Raw genomic sequence first — 18,696 nt, 5'->3', positions numbered from 1 at the left:
AGCCGTGACCCGAGAACTCAAGCGCGTGAGCATCGTGGTGTTCCTGATGTTCGTGGCCCTGTTCGCGTCGACCACCACCATCCAGTTCTTCCAGGCCGACAACCTGGCGAGCGATGCCCGCAACGCTCGCACCATCTACGCCAGTTACGACACCGAACGCGGCGCCATCCTGGTGGCCGGTCAGCCGGTGGCCGAGTCGGTCCCCACGGATGACGAGTACAAGTACCAGCGCGTCTACCCGCAGGGCCCGCTCTACAGTGCGGTCACCGGGTACTACACGCTCGGCCAGGGGTCGAGTCAGATCGAGCAGACCCTCAACGACTACCTCTCCGGCACCAGCGACTCGCAGTTCCTCGAATACCTCAACCGTCTGGTCACCGGCCAGAACCCGCAGGGCGCCTCGGTCGAGCTGACGATCGACCCGGTGGTGCAGCAGGCCGCCTACGACGCGCTCGGCAGCTACCAGGGCGCCGTCGTCGCCATCGAGCCCTCGACCGGCCGCATCCTGGCCATGGTCTCCAAGCCCGACTTCGACCCCAACACCCTCGCGGTGCACGACACCCAGGCCGTGCTCGACAGCTACGACGCGCTGCTCGCAGCCCCCGGCGATCCGCTCATCAACAAGACCATCAACGACCTGAACCCGCCCGGCTCGACCTTCAAGATCGTCACCACCTCGGCGGCCCTGCAGAACGCGAACCTGCCGATCGATCACACCGAACCGAACCTCGCACGGTTCGCTCTTCCGGGAAGTGACCAGACGGTCAGCAACGCCGGCGGCGGAACCTGCGGTGGGGGCGACCAGGTCACCATCGCCACCGCGTTCATCCTCTCCTGCAACATCCCGATGGCTGAGCTCGGCGTCGAGATGGGCGAGCAGCCGCTCGCGGACATGGCGAAGGCCTTCGGATTCGGGTCCGAACTGAGCGTGCCGATGGATGTCTCCACCAGCGTCTTCCCGCGCGGACTCGACGACGCCCAGCTCGCGCTCTCATCGTTCGGACAGGGGAGCGACACGGCCACGCCGCTCCAGATCGCGATGCTGTCGGCCGCGGTCGCGAACGGAGGGAAGCTGATGACGCCGAACCTGGTGGACGCCATCCAGGCCCCGGATCTGAGCCTGCTGGAGAGCTTCGAGGCGAAGGAATTGTCGACCCCGCTGACTTCTACAACGGCTTCGCAACTTTCCGATCTGATGGTGCAGGCAGTCGATAGCGGCGCGGCGACTAATGCAAGAATAGACGGGGTCAGTGTGGCCGGTAAGACCGGAACGGCGGAGAACGGGGAGGGCGATCCCTACACCCTGTGGTTCACCGGTTTTGCTCCCGCAGACAACCCTCGGGTTGCCGTCGCAGTGGTCGTGGAAGATGGCGGTGGGTTGGGCCAATCCGGTTCCGGGAACGAATTGGCCGCACCGATCGCAAAACGAGTACTAGAGGCGGTGCTGAGTAAATGAGACCCACAGCAGGGGTGACCTTCGGTGGCCGGTACGAGCTGTCCAGTCGCATCGCGATCGGCGGCATGGGCGAGGTCTGGCAGGCCACCGACCTCGTGATCGGCCGCACCGTGGCGATCAAGATCTTGAAGGACGAGTACCTGGGCGACCCCGGGTTCCTCGAGCGCTTCCGCGCCGAAGCCCGTCACGCCGCGCTCGTCAACCACGAGGGCATCGCCAACGTGTTCGACTACGGCGAGGAAGAGGGCAGCGCCTACCTCGTCATGGAGCTCGTGCCCGGAGAGGCACTCTCCACCATCCTCGAGCGCGAGCACGTGCTCTCCACCGACCGTGTTCTCGACATCGTCGCGCAGACCGCGCTGGCCCTGCAAGCAGCTCACGCCGCCGGCCTCGTGCACCGCGACATCAAGCCCGGCAACCTGCTGATCACCCCCGACGGCCGGGTCAAGATCACCGACTTCGGCATCGCCCGCATCGCCGACCAGGTGCCGCTCACGGCGACCGGTCAGGTGATGGGCACCGTCCAGTACCTCTCGCCCGAGCAGGCGAGCGGCCAGCCCGCGTCGCCCACCACCGACATCTACTCGCTCGGCATCGTGGCCTACGAGTGCCTGGCCGGCAAGCGTCCGTTCTCGGGTGAGTCGCAGGTCGCGATCGCCATGGCGCAGATCAACGAGACGCCGCCCGACCTGCCCGTCACCGTGGCCGAGCCGGTGCGCAACCTCGTGCTCTCCTGCATCGCCAAGAAGCCCGAAGACCGGCCGTCCTCCACCGGCAACCTGGCGCGCGCCGCGATGGCCCTCCGTCGAGGCGACATCGCCTCCGCCGCGGCCGCCGTCCCGGCCGTCCTCGGCAGCGACCCGCTGCCCCCCACCATGGCCACCCGCCTGATGCCCGCTCCCGGTGCGACGCAGGCCACCACCGTGCTCTCGACCTCGAACGGCGCGAACGGCAACGGCCTGGTCCCCCCGCCCACCCCACCGGCGACGGATGCCGCGGAGGAGCCCAAGAAGCGCAGCCCGTGGACGTGGCCCCTCATCGTGCTCATCATCATCCTGGGCCTGGTGCTGATCGGAACGATCGTGGCGCTCGTGGTGCAGGCGAACGGCAACAACGCGCCGGCGACCGCGAGCAGCAGCGCGCCCACGCCCACGAAGACGACGCCTCCACCGAGTCCGACCCCCACTCCCACCCAGACCTCGAACGTGGTCACGATCAGCGAGGGCGAACTGAAGGGCAAGACCTTCGACGAGGCCGCCCAGATCCTCTCCGACAAGGGTCTCAGCGCGAATCGGGTCGAGGGCAACGCGGCACCCGCCGCCGATCAGGTCGACGTGGTCTACCAGGCCACTCCCGTCGGCAACGTCCCGAAGGGCACCACCATCGACCTGACGGTCTACACCGCCGTCATCACCCCGACCGCGCCGTCGACGCCGGTGCAGTTCACCGGAACGACGGATCCGACGGTCAGCCAGCAGAACTCCGTTCCGGCCGGCGGCACCTTCGACGTGCAGTGGTCGTCGTACAGCTGCCCCTCCGGCACCACGCTCGACGGCTACACCCTCGAGGCCACCAACGCGACGGCCCCCACCGGCATCACCGGCACCACGGCGACCCTGACGGTCACCGGCGCTGCGGGCGACAAGGTCGACGTGAAGTACAGCGTCACCTGCTCGGGCACCGCGTCAGGCTTCTCCTCCGGGATGACCACGCAGCTCAACATCGTCGCCCCGCCCACCGGCGGCGCCGAGGGCGGCAACAGCGGCCCCGGCAACGGCAACTGACGCCCCTTCTCCCTCCAGCCCAGCACCCGAGCGACCCGAGACCGTTCCCGACATCGATCCAGGAGCAACAACAGTGACCGACGACAACCGTCTTCTCGCCGGGCGGTACCGCCTGGGCGAACTGATCGGCCGCGGCGGGATGTCGAACGTGTACTCGGGCCGCGACGAGCGCCTCGGCCGCCAGGTGGCGATCAAGCTGCTCAAGTCGTCGCTCGCCGGCGACCCGGTGTTCCGTACCCGTTTCCGCCAGGAGGCGCAGGCGGCGTCGCGGATGGCGCATCCCACCATCGTGCGCGTGTTCGACGCCGGCGAGGAGCGCGTCGCGGAGCCTGGTGGCTTCGAGGGCATCGTGCCCTTCATCGTGATGGAGTTCGTCGAAGGCGTCCTCCTCAAAGACCTGATCAGGCAGGGTCCGGTCGATTCGGCCGAAGCCATCCGCATCACCGAGGGCATCCTCACCGCTCTCGAGTACTCGCACCGCGCCGGTGTCGTCCACCGCGACATCAAGCCCGGCAACGTGATGATCACCCACGGCGGTCAGGTGAAGGTGATGGACTTCGGGATCGCGCGGGCCATCTCCGACTCCTCGGCCACCGTCGCGCAGACCACCGCGATCCTCGGCACCGCCCAGTACTTCTCGCCCGAGCAGGCGCGGGGTGAGTCGGTCGACGCCCGCACCGACCTCTACTCCACCGGCGTCGTGCTCTTCGAGATGCTCACCGGGGAGCCGCCGTTCAAGGGCGAGACCCCGGTCGCCGTGGCCTACCAGCACGTCAGCGAGATGCCGGTCGCGCCCTCCAGCATCAACCCGATGGTGTCGCCGGCGATCGACCAGGTGGTACTGCACGCCCTGGCGAAAGACCGCTTCGCCCGCTTCCAGAGCGCGGTCGAGTTCCGCACCGACCTCGAGATCGCAGGGGCGGGCAAGATCCCGTCGAAGCGCCTGCCGGCCGACGACTTCCAGTCCTCGTTGTTCGGTGCCCCGCCGAGCCTCGCGCAAGGCACCGAGGCGGCGCTCACGCAGCTCGCCGGCGACGACGAGTACGCCGTGCGCACGCAGTCGCGGCCGCCCGTGGTCTGGATCTGGGCGGGCATCGCCTCGGTCGCGGTCATCCTGGTGGCCATCGTGTTCTGGGTGCTCACCCTGCAGCCCACCGACGAACTGCCCGCCGCGTCGCGGGAGATCCCGACCGTCACCGGGCAGACCTACGAAGCGGCGGATGCCACGCTGCAGCAACTCGACCTGGTCACCGCGCGTTTCGACGTCTACAGCGACACCATCCCGGCAGGACAGGTGGTCGACACCGACCCCGCCTCCGGCACCATCGTGAGCCCGGGAACCGTGGTCAGCGTCAACGTCTCGCAGGGCAAGGAGGCGATCACGGTACCGAACCTGCAGAACATGAGCGCGACGGATGCCGCGAACGCCATCACCGCAGCGAAGTTCGTGGTGGGCCAGACCAACAAGGAGAACTCCCCCGACGTGCCCGTCGACGTGGTGATCCGCAGCGATCCCGCGGCGGGAACGCAGGCGTTCGCGGGCGACACCGTCAACATCTTCGTCTCCAGCGGCATGGTGACGGTTCCGGATGTCGCGGGTCAGCCGATCGACGTGGCGAGCGGAACGCTCTCCCAGCTCCTGCTCGACGTGAAGGTGGAGCAGGATCCGGGCTGCAAGAGCGCCCCGTCGAACCCCGTCTCGACGCAGTCGATCGCTCCCGGCGACGCCCTGCAGAAGTCGGAGATCACCATCCGCTACTGCACCGGCCCGTAGCGAGAAGAACTATACGGCCCTCAGCAACGGATTGAGTTCGGCGGCTTTCGCCGGCGCATCCTTGAGACCCGCCGTGGCGAGCCAGTTGCCCAGCATCTTGTAGCCGCCTTCGGTGAGCACGGACTCCGGGTGGAACTGCACCCCGTAGACCGGCGCGCTCACATGGCGGACACCCATGATGACGCCGCCTTCGGTGCGGGATGTCACCACGAGACTCTCGGGCACCGTGCCGTCGACCACGGCGAGCGAGTGGTATCGCGTGGCGGTGAACCCGTCGGGCACCCCGTCGTAGAAGGCGCTGTCGTCGTGGTGGATGACCGAGGTCTTGCCGTGCATCAGCTCTTCGGCGTTGGTCACCGTGGCGCCGAGCGCTTCGGCGATCGCCTGGTGGCCGAGGCAGACTCCGAGCAGCGGGGTGTTCGACTCCAGCGCCGCGAACACGACGGGGATCGAGACGCCGGCCTCTGACGGCTTGCCGGGGCCGGGGGAGAGCAGCACCGCGTCGTACTCCGCGATCGTGGCCGCGGCATCGGTCGCCTCGAAGGCGTCGTTCCGCACCACCGTGGTCTCCGCGCCCAACTGCTGGAGATAGCCGTTGAGGGTGTAGACGAAGCTGTCGTAGTTGTCGATCACCAGAACACGCGTCATTGGTCTACCGTCACATCCTGAACCGGAGCGGTCAAATCGTCGATCCACGGGAACACCCAGAAGGCGAGCACCGCGAGCACGATCGCGGCCAGCACGACGAGGATGAGGATGCGCACCCAGACCGGGCCGGGCAGAATGCGCCAAAGAGCTGCGTACATGATCTAGGCCCCCACGATTCCGGCGATCTCGGCCGGCGCACCCGCGGAGCGGGGCTTCCAGTCGGTCAGCACGCCATAGGCGATGATGCGCTCCGACGCGACGTAGAGCGGGTTGCAGCTGGTGAGCGTGATGAGTCGATCGGTCGGCGTCGCTCCCTCGACCTGCGGCACGGGGTCGATCACGCCGACGCCGTAGGGCGTCACGTACTCGAGCCCGCGGAAGGTATAGGTGTACCAGCCGTCTTGTGTCTCGACATAGATCGGGTCGCCCACCTGGAGCTCGTTGATCTTGAGGAACGGGCTGCCCCAGCCGTCGCGGTGCGCCGCGACGGCGAAGTTGCCGACCGCTCCGGGCATCTGCGTACCCGGGTAGTGGCCGGCGCCTCCGTTGTTGAGGACGGAACGGGGATCCACGCCTTCGGCGATGGTCTTCTTGTAGTCGGCTCCGAAGCGCGGGACGTACATCACCGCGAACTCCTCCGTGGTGGCGGGCGCCGCGAGCACCGGCGGCTCCCCGTATTGGAAGGTCGCGGCATCCGGTGCCGGGCTCTTGGTGGGGGAAGGAGTGGCGGAGTTCGACTCGTCGCCCGCCCAGGTCTGCGCGAGGGCGTTCGCATCGGAGGCCTGCTGGTTGTTGAGCATGATGCCGTTGATCGAGAACTGCCAGCCGAGGAAGAGGAGCACGAGAACGCCCGCGGTGATGAGCAGCTCGCCCGCGATACCGACCACCCGCGAGAAGACACTGCGCTTCTGCTTCCGGGGGCGCCGGAGGGGCGGTTCGCCGCCGTCGGGCGCCGAGTCGGGGAGCTCACTCATAGCGACAATCCTAAGAGGCACAAGCTGTGCTGCCACCCCGAGTGCCGTGCCCTGTGGAAAACCCGTGGAGAACAGCGCATGAAAGCCCGTTAGAATCGTCGGCATGGCCCGAGACAAAGCACCCACGAAGGACGTCGCCCGCCGCTCGAGAGACGTTCAGCGCTCTTCCGGCGACGACTCCTCCGCGAAGACCCCCAACCCGGTGTGGTTCAAGCCGGTGATGTTCGGGTTCATGATCGTGGGTCTGCTCTGGATCATCGTGTTCTACGTGAGCCAGGGCGTCTTCCCGGTTCCGGCGCTCGGCAGCTGGAACATCCTCGTCGGCTTCGGCATCGCCTTCATCGGCTTCATCATGACCACTCGGTGGCGCTAGAAATCACATCTCGAACACCCTAATTACACCGCTGTAATTATCCCCAGTGTGGAAACAGTTGTGGATAACTCCACAACTGTGGATAACCCTGTGGAATCGGTGGGATAACTCGGGATCACACGAGCGCTTTGACGGCTGTGACACCGATCAGCACCACGACGAGCGCCGCGAGCAGCAGGATCTGCACGTTCCGCATCCGGATCGGTCGCGTGCGCACGAAGATGAGTGCGGCCAGCGCGCCCGCCACCAGGCCGCCCACGTGGGCCTGCCAGGAGATGCCCGGCACGAAGAAACCGTAGGCGAGGTTGATCGCCACCAGCACCAGGAGCTGCACGCTGTTGCCGCCTAGATGCCGATTGATGATGAAGAAGGCGCCCATCAACCCGAAGATCGCTCCGGATGCGCCCACCACGCCGGTGAGCGGGTCTGCCAGCAGCACGACACCGACGGAGCCGCCGAGCCCGGAGATCAGGAAGAGGACGAGATACCGCCATCGACCGAGCATCCGTTCCAGCACGCTGCCGAAGATGAACAGGGTGTACATGTTCAGCAGCACGTGCAAGATCGAACCGTGCGTGAACACCGAAGTGAGCATCCGCCACGGTTCGAACGGGGCACCCGGGATCGGCAGCACGTACACCGGCGCGAACTGCAGAGCCCGCGTGACGCCGAGGCCGGGGATCTGCTGCAACCCGAACACCACGAGGCACACGGCGATCAGGGTGTAGGTGACCACCGGCGCGCCCGACCCGGTCAGGTTGCGCAGGAACGCCGGGCGCCCACGTCGCACGCGCGGTGCCTCGCGCCGATCCTGAGCGGCGCACTCGACACAGTGCACGCCGACCGCGGCCTGCACCTGGCATTCCGGACAGATGGTGCGCCCGCACCGCTGGCAGAGCACGAAGCTCTGCCGGCCCGGATGCCGGTAACAGTAGTTGTCCGGCGTGTCCGGAGCGGTCGTCATCGCGCGTGACCGAGCAGGGTGGAGCTAGACCGCCTCGACGGTCACGCTCTCCAGCACGACCTCGTCGAGCGGGCGGTCGTAGGCGTCGGTCGCCACACCGGCGAGCTTGTCGACGATCCGGCGCGACGCGTCATCCGCGACCTCGCCGAAGATGGTGTGCTTGCCCTGAAGCCAGGTGGTGGGGCCGACGGTGATGAAGAACTGCGAGCCGTTGGTGCCCTTGCCGCCCTGGATGCCGGCGTTGGCCATCGCGAGGATGTAGGGCTGCGTGAAGTCGAGCTCGGGGCTGATCTCGTCGTCGAACTTGTAACCGGGGCCGCCGGTGCCGTTGCCGAGCGGGTCGCCGCCCTGGATCATGAAGCCGGGGATGATGCGGTGGAAGACGATGCCGTCGTAGAGCGGCGCGGTCGTGGGCTGACCGGTCTTGGGGTCGGTCCATTCGATCTCGCCCGTGGCGAGGCCGACGAAGTTCTTGACGGTCTTCGGAGCGTGGTGGCCGTACAGGTTCACCACGATCGGGCCGTGGTTGGTGTTGAGGGTAGCGACGTGCGTGTGTGCGGGCATGGGTTCAATTCTAGGCCCACGGCCGGATGCTTCCAGTGAAGGTCCAGGGTATGCGAAGTGGATGATCAGTGCCGCGAACTACTGCCGCGCAGCATTGCGTGGCAAGATGACAATGACCGTGCTCTCGCCGATGGAGGTTTCTTATGAGTCTTTCCCGCAAGCGCCGTAAGGCGCTCAAGCGCCTGAAGGGGACGGCGGAAGACCTGTGGGTCGACCAGCAGGCCGTTCTCGACCGCGCCAACGCCATTCTGCGGGAGGCCGGCAAGCAGGCGAGCTTCCTCGCAGATGAAGAGGTACGTCCTCGGGTCAGCGCCGCCGTCGGCACGGTGGCTCCGACCATCAGCCGGAACGTCGCCGCGGCCAAGGTCGCCGGTCAGACGGCGAAGGACCGCTTCGCGTCGGATGTCATCCCGGCTCTCGCCGGTACCGTCGGTTCTGCCGCTGCCGTGCTGCAGCTTGCCCGCAACCCGGAGTTCGTGCAGAAGGCCGGCAAGAAGGCGGCCAAGGCGGCCAAGAGCATCCAGAAGGCCGCGCCCAAGCAGTCGGGCGGCTCGAAGGCCGGAGTCGTCGTGCTCGTCACCCTCGGTGCCGTCACGCTGGCCGGCCTCGGCTATGCCCTGTGGCAGACCTTCCGCGCCGACGACGAGCTCTGGATCGCCGACGAAGATCCGGCTCCCGAGTCGAACCCCGAGAGCTGACGACTCGCCAGGAACAGAAAAACCCCGCACCTTGAGGTGCGGGGTTTTTGTTGCAGTCGAGTGGAGCCTGGGAGAATCGAACTCCCGACATCCTGCTTGCAAAGCAGGCGCTCTACCAACTGAGCTAAGGCCCCCCAAGAGATCCTGCAGAGAACTGCGCCGGATCACCGGGAGATTTCTTGTGGATCTCTCGTGGGGCTACAAGGACTTGAACCTTGGACCTCTTCGTTATCAGCGAAGCGCTCTAACCGCCTGAGCTATAGCCCCGTTTTTTTGACCAGAGTAGAGATTACCCTACAAAGGCCTGGTCGGACGAATCCGGCCTACTTGTTGGTGAAGCCGAGCATCACGCCACCGGTGATCCGCACGGCGAGGTTGTACAACGCCGCCCCGATCGCACCGAGAGCGGTGATGACGATGACGTTCAGGATCGCGACCACGACCGAGAATCCCATCACCTGCGGCAGCGACGCGAAGTCGAACAGGTCGAAGTTGCCGGCGCCCGCGATGTCCTTCAGCAGCGTGTTGATCGAGTCGAACACGCCGGTCTGGTTCAGCACCGACCAGACCAGGAACGACGCCACGATGATGATGATCCCGAGGATGATCGCGAGGAGGAAGGAGATCTTCAGCACCGACCAGAAGTCGATGTAGACCAGCTTCAGCCGAACCTGCTTCGTCGTGGCGACTCTTGCCGTTTTCTTCGCGAATTTGTCGCCAAGATTACTCATCCGTCGTTACATCCTCTCCAGGCGCAGACTCGGCGTCGTCGCTCTCGTCGAGCTCGGCTACCAGGTTGCGTTCCGTGTTCTTGGCCACTGCGATGATGCGGTCGTCGTCCGCGAAGCGGGCGAAGACAACGCCCATCGTGTCGCGTCCCTTGGCCGGGACTTCGGCCACGGCAGAGCGTACCACCTTGCCGCTGGCAAGAACCACAAGGACCTCGTCGTCCTCGCCGACGATGAGCGACCCGATCAGGTCGCCGCGCGCCTCGGCGAGTTTGGCCACCTTGATGCCGAGGCCGCCACGGCCTTGCACCCGGTACTCGTCCACCGAGGTGCGCTTGGCGTACCCGCCCTCGGTCACGATGAACACGAATCCTTCGTCGGAGACCACGGATGCGCCCTGCAACTCGTCGTCACCGCGGAACTTCATGCCGATCACACCGGAGGTGGCGCGGCCCATCGGTCGGAGCGCCTCGTCGGACGCCGTGAAGCGGATCGACATGCCCTTCTTCGACACCAAGAGCAGGTCGGAGTCCTCATCGACCAGGAGCGCCGAGACGAGCTCGTCACCCTCGCGCAGGTTGATCGCGATGATGCCGCCCGAGCGGTTCGTGTCGTACTCCGTGAGCGAGGTCTTCTTCAGCAGACCGCCCTTGGTGGCCAGCACCAGGAACTGGGCGGCCTGGTAGTCGCGGATGTCGAGGATCTGCGTGATCTGCTCGTCGGGTGCGAGCGCCAGCAGGTTCGCGACGTGCTGACCCTTCGCATCCCGGCCGGCCTCCTGCAACTCGTAGGCCTTCGCGCGGTAGACCCGACCGGTGTTGGTGAAGAAGAGCAGCCAGTGGTGCGTCGTGGTGACGAAGAAGTGCTCCACCACGTCGTCGGCGCGCAGCTGGGCGCCCTTGACGCCCTTGCCGCCGCGGTGCTGGCTGCGGTAGTTGTCGCTACGGGTTCGCTTGACGTAGCCGCCGCGCGTGACGGTGACCACCATCTCCTCTTCGGGGATGAGGTCTTCGACGTTCATGTCGCCGTCGAATCCGAACATGATCTCGGTGCGCCGGTCGTCGCCGAATTTGTCGACGATCTCGGTGAGCTCGGCCACGATGATCTCGCGCTGGCGGGCGGGGCTGGCGAGGATGATGTTGTACTCGTCGATCTTCACCTGCAGCTCGTCGGCCTCGTCCTGGATCTTCTGCCGCTCCAGGGCGGCCAGGCGGCGCAGCTGGAGTTCGAGGATCGCACGCGCCTGCAGCTCGTCGATCGTGAGGAGTTCCATCAGTCCGTCACGGGCCTGCTCGACCGTCGGCGAGCGCCGGATGAGGGCGATCACCTCGTCGAGTGCCTCGAGCGCCTTGAGGTAGCCGCGCAGGATGTGCATGCGGGCCTCGGCCTCGCGCAGCCGGAACTGCGTGCGCCGCACGATGACGGTGATCTGGTGGGCGACCCATTCGGTGATGAAGCCGTCGAGCGGGAGGGTGCGCGGGATGCCGTCGACGATCGCCAGCATGTTGGCGCCGAAGTTGTCCTGCAGCGGAGTGTGCTTGTAGAGGTTGTTGAGCACGACCTTGGCGACCGCGTCGCGCTTCAGCACGATGACCAGGCGCTGGCCGGTGCGGCCGGAGGTCTCGTCGCGGATGTCGGCGATCCCGGCCAGCTTGCCGTCCTTCACCAGGTCGGCGATCTTGATGGCGAGGTTGTCGGGGTTCACCTGGTACGGGAGTTCCGTGACCACCAGGCAGGTGCGGCCCTGCAGCTCCTCGACGTTGACGACCGCCCGCATCGTGATGGAACCGCGACCGGTGCGGTAGGCGTCGTGGATGCCCTTCACGCCGAGGATCTGGGCGCCCGTCGGGAAGTCGGGACCCTTGATCCGCTGGATCAGGGCCTCGAGCAGCTCTTCGCGGCTCGCTTCCGGGTTCTCGAGGTACCAGATGGCGCCGGCGGCGACTTCGCGCAGGTTGTGCGGCGGGATGTTGGTGGCCATGCCGACCGCGATGCCGACGGAGCCGTTCACCAGCAGGTTCGGGAAGCGCGAGGGCAGCACGACGGGCTCGAGCGTGCGGCCGTCGTAGTTGTCCTGGAAGTCGACGGTCTCTTCCTGGATGTCGCGCACCATCTCGAGGGCGAGCGGAGCCATCTTCGTCTCGGTGTACCGCGGGGCGGCCGCACCGTCGTTACCGGGGGAACCGAAGTTGCCCTGACCGAGTGCCAGCGGGTAGCGGAGGCTCCACGGCTGGATGAGACGCACCAGCGTGTCGTAGATCGACGCGTCACCGTGCGGGTGGAACTGGCCCATCACCTCGCCGACCACGCGGGCCGACTTCGAGAACGCACGGTCGGGCCGGTAGCCGCCGTCGTACATCGCGTAGATCACACGGCGGTGCACCGGTTTCAGGCCGTCGCGCACGTCGGGCAGCGCACGGCCCACGATCACGCTCATCGCATAGTCGAGGTAGGAGCGCTGCATCTCCAGCTGGAGGTCGACTTGCTCGATCCGGTCGGTGGTCGCACCGAAGGCGTCAGGCGCCTGCCCCGAGAACTCGGGAGTGTTTTCGTCTGTCATTTAGGTCTCAATTTCGCGTGGTCGCTCGGTGGAACGGATGCCGGGGCATCCGTTCCCGCGGATCAGATGTCGAGGAAGCGGACGTCTTTGGCGTTCTTCTGGATGAAGTTGCGCCGGGACTCCACGTCTTCGCCCATGAGGGTGGAGAAGATCTCGTCGGCGGCCGCCGCGTCATCGAGAGTGATCTGGCGGAGGGTGCGGGTGTCGGGATCCATCGTGGTGTCCCACAGCTCGCGGTAGTCCATCTCACCCAGACCCTTGTACCGCTGGATGCCGTTCTCCTTGGGGATGCGCTTGCCGGCGGCCTGGCCGTCGATCAGCAGCGCGTCGCGCTCGGCGTCGGAGTAGACGTATTCGTGGGGGGCGTTCGTCCACTTGAGGCGGTAGAGCGGTGGCATCGCGAGGTACACGTAGCCGAGCTCGATCAGCGGGCGCATGTAGCGGAACACCAGGGTGAGCAACAGTGTCGTGATGTGCTGGCCGTCGACATCCGCATCGGCCATCAGGACGATCTTGTGGTAGCGCGCCTTGTCGGGGTTGAAGTCCTCGCCGATGCCGGCGCCGAACGCCGTGATCATGGCCTGCACCTCGTTGTTGCCGAGAGCGCGGTCGAGCCGTGCCTTCTCGACGTTGAGGATCTTGCCGCGCAGGGGCAGGATCGCCTGTGTCTCGGGGTTGCGGCCCTGGATGGCGGAGCCGCCGGCCGAGTCGCCCTCCACGATGAAGATCTCGCTCTTGGCGGGGTCGCGGCTGGAGCAGTCCTTGAGCTTGCCGGGCATCCCGCCGCCCTCGAGCAGGCCCTTGCGACGCGTCTGTTCCCGCGCCTTGCGGGCGGCGAGGCGGGCCTGCGAGGCCTGGATCGCCTTGCGGATGATGTCGCGCGCCTGCACGGGATTGCGGTCGAACCAGTCGGTGAGCTCGGTGCCGACGACGCGCTGCACGAACGCCTTGGCCTCGGTGTTGCCGAGCTTGGTCTTCGTCTGGCCCTCGAACTGCGGTTCGGCGAGCTTGATCGAGATCACCGCGGTGAGGCCCTCGCGCACGTCGTCGCCGGAGAGGTTGTCGTCCTTCTCCTTGATGATGCCCTTCTCGCGCGCGTATTTGTTGACGAGCGTGGTGAGCGCAGCACGGAACCCCTCTTCGTGGGTGCCGCCCTCGTGCGTGTTGATCGTGTTGGCGTAGGTGTGGACGCTCTCGGTGTAGCCGGTCGTCCACTGCATCGCCACTTCGAGCGCGATCTTGCGCTCGGTGTCCTCCTGCTCGAAGGAGATGATCTCCTCGTTCACGAGGTCGGCCTTCTTGGAGCGGTTGAGGTACTCGACGTAGTCCTTCAGACCGTTCTCGTAGAGATAGGTGACGACCACGTCTTCCTCGTCGCCCGACTCGCCGCCGCGCTCGTCGGTCAGGGTGATGGCGAGCCCCTTGTTGAGGAAGGCCATCTGCTGGAACCGGGCGCGCAGCGTCTCGTAGTCGAACTCGACGGTCTCGAAGATCTCCTTGTTCGGCCAGAAGGTGATGCGCGTTCCGGTCTCGGTCGTCGATTCGCCCATCTCGAGCGGCGCCTGCGGAACACCGATCTTGTAGCTCTGGCGGTAGACGTTGCCCTGACGGCGCACCTCGACGTCGAGTTCACTGGAGAGCGCGTTGACGACGGAGCTGCCGACGCCGTGCAAACCGCCGGAGACCGCGTATCCGCCGCCGCCGAACTTGCCGCCGGCGTGCAGGATCGTCAGAACCACCTCGACGGTCGACTTCTTCTCCACCGGGTGGATGTCGACGGGGATGCCGCGACCGTTGTCGTCGACGCGGATTCCGCCGTCTTTGCGCATGACGACCTCGATGTGGGTGGCATACCCGGCGAGAGCCTCGTCGACCGAGTTGTCGACGATCTCGTACACAAGGTGGTGCAGACCTCGAGGACCTGTCGAACCGATGTACATGCCGGGGCGCTTCCGCACCGCTTCGAGACCTTCAAGAACCTGGATTTGGTCCGCGCCGTACTCGTTGTCAGGGTGGACCTTGTCCGATTCAGACATATAGAAATGGGCTCCTCAGTGCCGCGCCCAACGGCCGGGCAGGCGACCCTTAATTCTATCAAACGAAGGGTGCGAAACGGCCGCTATATGCCGCTCTGAGCGATCATTTCCTCCCGGATGACCACATTTGCCCTGTCAGCCGTAGGTATCGCGAGGACCGCGCCCTGGAATCGATCTGGAGCCGCGTTTCCAGGAAGGTGCGTGGGGCGCTTCGAAGCGGATCGACTCGATGCCCGCGTCGGGGTACCGCTGGGCGATGGTGGTCATGATGAGCACCCGCATGTGCCGCAGCTGCGTCGCCCAGGCCGTCGAGTCGCATTGCACCGTGAGCACGGAGTCGGTGATGCCGATCGGCCGACTGTGCTCGGCGGTCTCGGGACCGGCGATCTCCGTCCAGGCGAGGAGGAGGTCGGACTTCGCCAGCGACGAGGTCCACCCGAGCTCGGTGGAGAGCGACGACATGACGTCGCCGAGACCGTGCGGATCGCGCCCGAGGCCGTACGGGATGCTCGTGCCGTCGCCGTCGCGACCCAGTGCACGGGTCTTCTTGGCGCGCCAGGTGGCCGCTCGGGAACTCGGATCCCCGAACGCGGCCTTCAGACGGAGGTAGACGTTCTGCGATTCAGTCATGCGGTGGGCTCCTCGGATGCGTCCACGATAGTCCCGGCAGAGATCCGCACGGTATGGGCGGTGAGCTCTTCCGGCACGTCCTCGTAGACCGCTGCCGTGATGAGCACCTGTTCGTAGCCCTTCACCGCATCCGCGAGGCGACCGCGGCGCCGCTGATCGAGTTCGGCGAAGACGTCGTCGAGGATCACGATCGGGTCGCCGGTGCTCGAGTCGGCGCGCAGCAGTTCGGCGCACGCGAGCTTCAGCGCAAGGGCGAACGACCAGGATTCGCCATGGCTGGCGTAGCCCTTCGCCGGCAATCCGTTCAATTTGAACAGCAGGTCGTCGCGGTGCGGGCCCACGAGGGTGATGCCGCGGTCGCGCTCCGCGCGGGCCACCTTGTCGAGGGCGGCGCGGAACGCCTCCGCCAGTCCGTCCCGAGTGAGATCGGCCGCCGCCGGCACGGTGGCCTCTGCGTCGTCGGCCTCGGGATGGTCGGCGAGGATGCTCAGCACCACCTCGAGCGTCGGCTCCTGATCGGAGCCGGCCACCGCCTGATACGCCTCACGCACGAACGGACCGAGTGCGGCGACGATCCCTATCCGCTCCGCCATGATCTCGGAGCCGAGTGCGACGAGCCGCTCGTTCCAGAGTTCGAGCGTGGAGAGCTTCTCGTTCTTCAGACCGGATGCCCGTGCCGATTTGAGAAGCGCGTTGCGTTGCCTCAGCACCCGGTCGTAGTCGGCGAAGACGCCCAGCAACCGCGGTGACTTCGCGCCGAGCAGCGCATCCACGAAGCGACGTCGCGTCGACGGCTCGCCACGCACGAGCGCGAGATCCTCGGGTGCGAAGAGCACGGTGGACACGTAGCGTGGCAGTTCGCGCGGCTTCACCGCGGCCCGGTTCACCTGGGCACGATTGGCGGCCGCGCGATTCAGCTGGAGTTCGACCAGCAGCTCACGACCGTCGTGCTCGAGCCGCGCCCGAACGATCGCCGATTCCTGCCCTGCCCGGATCAGCGCCTGGTCGGTGGATACCCGGTGCGATCCGAGCGTGGCGAGGTAGGCGAGCGACTCGACGAGGTTCGTCTTGCCCTGGCCGTTGCTGCCGACGAACAGGTTCGGCCCCGGCGCGAGGGCGACCTCGGCCGTGACGTAATTGCGGAAGTCGGTGAGACTCAGGTGACGGACGAACAAGCCGGCAGGAGCTAGTCGAGCTCTTTGACCGCGTGGCCGCCGAACTGGTTGCGCAACGCGGCGACGGCCTTCATCGACGGCGAGTCCTCCTGGCGCGACACGAACCGGGCGAAGATCGACGCGCTGATGGCGGGCATCGGCACGGCGTTCTCGATGGCTTCTTCGAGAGTCCAGCGACCCTCACCGGAATCGTCGACGTAGCCCTGGATGTCGTGGAACTCGGGGTCGGCCTCGAGAGCGCGCACCAGCAGCTCGAGCAGCCACGAGCGCACGACCGTGCCGCGCTGCCAGGCCTTGAACGTGCCGGTCACGTCCTTGATGATGTCCTTCTTGGCGTCGAGCAGCTCGTAACCCTCGGCGTAGGCCTGCATGATGCCGTACTCGATGCCGTTGTGCACCATCTTGGCGTAGTGTCCGGCGCCCACCTCGCCCACGTGGACGAAGCCCTCGGCACGCGGGCCCTCGGGGCGCAGCGCGTCGAACACGGGCATGGCGCGCTCGACGTTCTCCGCCGTGCCGCCGACCATGAGCCCGTAGCCGTTCTCGAGACCCCAGACACCGCCGGAGACGCCGGCGTCCATGAACTGGATGCCCTTCGGGGCGAGGAACTCGGAGTGCTTGAAGTCTTCGGTCCACTTCGAGTTGCCGCCGTCGATGATGAGGTCGCCCTCGTCGAGCACCTCGGCGAGATCGTGGATCACGCCATCGGTGATCGCGCCGGCCGGCACCATCACCCAGACGATGCGGGGGGCGGGGAAGGGCTGCGGCCAGAGCGGTGAGGTCGGCCACGTCGCTGACGGCGGGGTTCGTGTCGTACCCCACCACGTCGATGCCGGACTTCTTCAGGCGGGCACGCATGTTGTTGCCCATCTTGCCCAGACCGATGAGACCGATGTTCATGACAGCTCCTTGTGTGGTCAGCGTGTGAGTCAGCGCAGCAGAAGGTTCGGCTGCAGCAGGTACTTGTAGTCGTCCGACCCGGGCTGGTCCTTCGACGACTGGCTCGTGATGAGCACCGGACCCGGCTTGTTCGGGTTGTCGGTCTTGGTGAACGAGATCCGCACGAATTCCGAGTGCACGGCGCCGAGACCGTCGAGCAGGAACTGCGGCTTCAGCGACACGACCGTGTCGGAGCCGGTGAGGAGCGCGTCGATCGACTCGGAGGCCTGTGCCTGCTCGGAACCGATGGCCTCGAGGGTCACGCCGTCGATCGTGAAGGTGAAGCGCAGAGCCGCCTCGCGTTCCAGCACGAGGGAGACGCGCTTGGTGGCTTCGATCAGGTCGGCCGTGTTGATCACGGCGTAGTTGTCGACGCTTTCGGGGAACAGACGCTTCACGGGCGGGAAGTTGCCCTTGATGAGCAGGGTCGTCACCGTCTTCTTGTCGGCCTTGAAGGCGATCAGCTCACGGTCGTCGGTGTTCGTGATCGCCACCGAGATGGTGCCGGCGTTGCCGAAGGTCTTGCCGACCTCCTGCAGGGTTCGGGCGGGCACCAGGGCGGTGGCGGACTGGGTGCCGGAGTCGTTCGAATCCCAATCGATGTTGCGCACGGCGACGCGGTAACGGTCGGTGGCCACGAGGGAGATGGTGTTCTCGCTCACTTCGAGCTGCACGCCGGTGATCACGGGCGTCACGTCGTCGCGGGATGCCGCGACAGCGACCTGCGACACCGCAGCGGCGAACTGGTCGGCCGGCAGCAGGCCCGATTCAGCGCCCACCTGGGGCAGCGTGGGGTATTCCTCCACCGGCATGCTCAGCAGGGTGAAACGGGCGGAGCCGCAGCTGACCACGATGCGCGAATCCTCGGTGGAGAAGCTCACCGGCGCATTCGGCAGGCGGTTCGCGATGTCCGAGAGCAAGCGGCCGGACACGAGCACGACACCCGGCTCCTCGACATCGGCGGAGATCTGCGTCTGCGCCGAGACCTCGTAGTCGAACGAGGAGAGGGTGAGACCGTCATCCGTCGCTTCGATCAGCACTCCGCTGAGGATCGGCAGAGTGGTGCGCTGAGGCAACAACTTCACGGCGAACGACACTGCTTCGCTGAAGACGTCTCGGTTTACTTGGAACTTCACGAAGTCACCTCTGTCGACTTGACTGACCTGGGGTCGCTCCATGTTATCGGTTGCGAGCCGCCCGATCGGTGGAGCAATTTGTGCACAAGGTTCTTGGATGTCATTTGCTTAAAGAAAGATCTCTTAATGTTCTTAACGCCTGGGGATATGTGGATAACTCTGTTTAAACCGCTCGATCGTGCCGAACTACACGCGTGTGAGTTGTAGAGCCGTTGTGAACTGGGTGTTGGTGCGGTCGGACGGGCGCTGAACGCTGA

Annotated in this window: 16 protein-coding genes, 2 tRNA genes and 1 pseudogene; 5 read left to right on the top strand and 14 right to left on the bottom strand. The window is 66.1% G+C overall.

The annotated features are described in order from the left end of the window. The first annotated feature begins 4 nt into the window (after positions 1 to 4). The 3 genes from ACFJGU_RS07420 to pknB all read left to right on the top strand — a co-directional run bounded on the left by ACFJGU_RS07420 (position 5) and on the right by pknB (position 5,014). A complete protein-coding gene (locus ACFJGU_RS07420; protein ID WP_382309013.1) occupies positions 5 to 1,456 on the top strand; it encodes a peptidoglycan D,D-transpeptidase FtsI family protein in 1,452 nt (483 codons plus the stop codon). Beyond that, positions 1,453 to 3,240: a serine/threonine protein kinase gene (locus ACFJGU_RS07415; RefSeq protein ID WP_382309010.1), complete on the top strand. Its 1,788-nt coding sequence runs from the start codon at positions 1,453 to 1,455 to the stop codon at positions 3,238 to 3,240. The genes ACFJGU_RS07420 and ACFJGU_RS07415 overlap by 4 nt, the downstream gene beginning before the upstream one ends. A 73-nt stretch (positions 3,241 to 3,313) precedes the next feature. Next, positions 3,314 to 5,014, top strand: a complete 1,701-nt coding sequence (pknB, locus tag ACFJGU_RS07410; RefSeq protein ID WP_382309007.1) for a Stk1 family PASTA domain-containing Ser/Thr kinase — start codon at positions 3,314 to 3,316, stop codon at positions 5,012 to 5,014. Between the two features lie 9 nt (positions 5,015 to 5,023). Here pknB and ACFJGU_RS07405 read toward each other — a convergent pair whose 3' ends face one another. Genes ACFJGU_RS07405 through ACFJGU_RS07395 form a run of 3 tightly spaced genes read right to left on the bottom strand, consistent with a single transcriptional unit; the run spans position 5,024 to position 6,636 of the window. Further along, positions 5,024 to 5,662: an anthranilate synthase component II gene (locus tag ACFJGU_RS07405; protein ID WP_382309005.1), complete on the bottom strand. Its 639-nt coding sequence runs from the start codon at positions 5,660 to 5,662 to the stop codon at positions 5,024 to 5,026. Next, complete coding sequence (locus tag ACFJGU_RS07400) at positions 5,659 to 5,820, bottom strand: hypothetical protein (protein ID WP_022896811.1); 162 nt, start codon at positions 5,818 to 5,820, stop codon at positions 5,659 to 5,661. Before ACFJGU_RS07400 ends, ACFJGU_RS07405 begins: the two co-directional genes overlap by 4 nt. Positions 5,821 to 5,823: 3 nt before the next feature. Beyond that, a complete protein-coding gene (locus tag ACFJGU_RS07395; protein WP_382309002.1) occupies positions 5,824 to 6,636 on the bottom strand; it encodes a class E sortase in 813 nt (270 codons plus the stop codon). Between the two features lie 103 nt (positions 6,637 to 6,739). Between ACFJGU_RS07395 and ACFJGU_RS07390 the strand changes: the two genes are divergently transcribed. Continuing rightward, positions 6,740 to 7,009 carry a cell division protein CrgA gene (locus tag ACFJGU_RS07390; protein ID WP_382308999.1) on the top strand — a complete coding sequence of 90 codons (270 nt, stop codon included), beginning with the start codon at positions 6,740 to 6,742 and terminating at the stop codon, positions 7,007 to 7,009. A gap of 115 nt (positions 7,010 to 7,124) precedes the next feature. On the opposite strand, the gene ACFJGU_RS07385 is transcribed toward ACFJGU_RS07390, so the two are convergent. Next, a complete protein-coding gene (locus ACFJGU_RS07385) occupies positions 7,125 to 7,973 on the bottom strand; it encodes a rhomboid family intramembrane serine protease (RefSeq protein ID WP_382308997.1) in 849 nt (282 codons plus the stop codon). Between the two features lie 24 nt (positions 7,974 to 7,997). Next, positions 7,998 to 8,537 (bottom strand): peptidylprolyl isomerase, encoded by a 540-nt coding sequence (locus tag ACFJGU_RS07380; RefSeq protein ID WP_382308995.1) that lies wholly within the window; start codon positions 8,535 to 8,537, stop codon positions 7,998 to 8,000. Positions 8,538 to 8,680: 143 nt separating this feature from the next. On the opposite strand from ACFJGU_RS07380, the gene ACFJGU_RS07375 reads away from it, so the two are divergent. Then, the gene (locus ACFJGU_RS07375; protein ID WP_382308994.1) at positions 8,681 to 9,235 is read left to right on the top strand and encodes a hypothetical protein; all 555 of its coding nucleotides are present in this window, start codon (positions 8,681 to 8,683) and stop codon (positions 9,233 to 9,235) included. Positions 9,236 to 9,296: 61 nt separating this feature from the next. On the opposite strand, the gene ACFJGU_RS07370 is transcribed toward ACFJGU_RS07375, so the two are convergent. The 9 genes and pseudogenes from ACFJGU_RS07370 to dnaN form a co-directional block, all read right to left on the bottom strand. Continuing rightward, a tRNA-Ala gene (locus tag ACFJGU_RS07370) sits at positions 9,297 to 9,369 on the bottom strand. Between the two features lie 59 nt (positions 9,370 to 9,428). Then, positions 9,429 to 9,502, bottom strand: a tRNA-Ile gene (locus ACFJGU_RS07365). Between the two features lie 56 nt (positions 9,503 to 9,558). Beyond that, on the bottom strand, positions 9,559 to 9,966 hold the full coding sequence (locus tag ACFJGU_RS07360) for a DUF3566 domain-containing protein (RefSeq protein WP_382308992.1): 408 nt from the start codon (positions 9,964 to 9,966) through the stop codon (positions 9,559 to 9,561). Next, positions 9,959 to 12,523, bottom strand: a complete 2,565-nt coding sequence (gene gyrA / locus ACFJGU_RS07355) for a DNA gyrase subunit A (RefSeq protein WP_382308989.1) — start codon at positions 12,521 to 12,523, stop codon at positions 9,959 to 9,961. Before gyrA ends, ACFJGU_RS07360 begins: the two co-directional genes overlap by 8 nt. Before the next feature lie 62 nt (positions 12,524 to 12,585). Then, positions 12,586 to 14,559, bottom strand: coding sequence for a DNA topoisomerase (ATP-hydrolyzing) subunit B (gene gyrB / locus ACFJGU_RS07350; protein WP_382308987.1), 1,974 nt, complete (start codon positions 14,557 to 14,559; stop codon positions 12,586 to 12,588). 135 nt (positions 14,560 to 14,694) lie between these two features. Further along, a complete protein-coding gene (locus ACFJGU_RS07345; protein WP_382308984.1) occupies positions 14,695 to 15,189 on the bottom strand; it encodes a DUF721 domain-containing protein in 495 nt (164 codons plus the stop codon). After that, positions 15,186 to 16,364 (bottom strand): DNA replication/repair protein RecF, encoded by a 1,179-nt coding sequence (gene recF, locus ACFJGU_RS07340; protein ID WP_382308982.1) that lies wholly within the window; start codon positions 16,362 to 16,364, stop codon positions 15,186 to 15,188. The genes ACFJGU_RS07345 and recF overlap by 4 nt, the downstream gene beginning before the upstream one ends. A gap of 11 nt (positions 16,365 to 16,375) precedes the next feature. Then, positions 16,376 to 17,264, bottom strand: a pseudogene (gene gnd / locus ACFJGU_RS07335) (phosphogluconate dehydrogenase (NAD(+)-dependent, decarboxylating)). A 29-nt stretch (positions 17,265 to 17,293) separates the two neighbouring features. Continuing rightward, positions 17,294 to 18,439, bottom strand: a complete 1,146-nt coding sequence (dnaN, locus tag ACFJGU_RS07330) for a DNA polymerase III subunit beta (protein WP_092552034.1) — start codon at positions 18,437 to 18,439, stop codon at positions 17,294 to 17,296. Between the last annotated feature and the right edge of the window lie 257 nt (positions 18,440 to 18,696).

It is taken from the genome of Herbiconiux sp. UC225_62, from assembly GCF_042694625.1.
GTDB lineage: Bacteria > Actinomycetota > Actinomycetes > Actinomycetales > Microbacteriaceae > Herbiconiux.
Note: the sequence above shows the minus strand (reverse complement) of the source record. Positions and strands in the feature narration are given on the sequence as shown.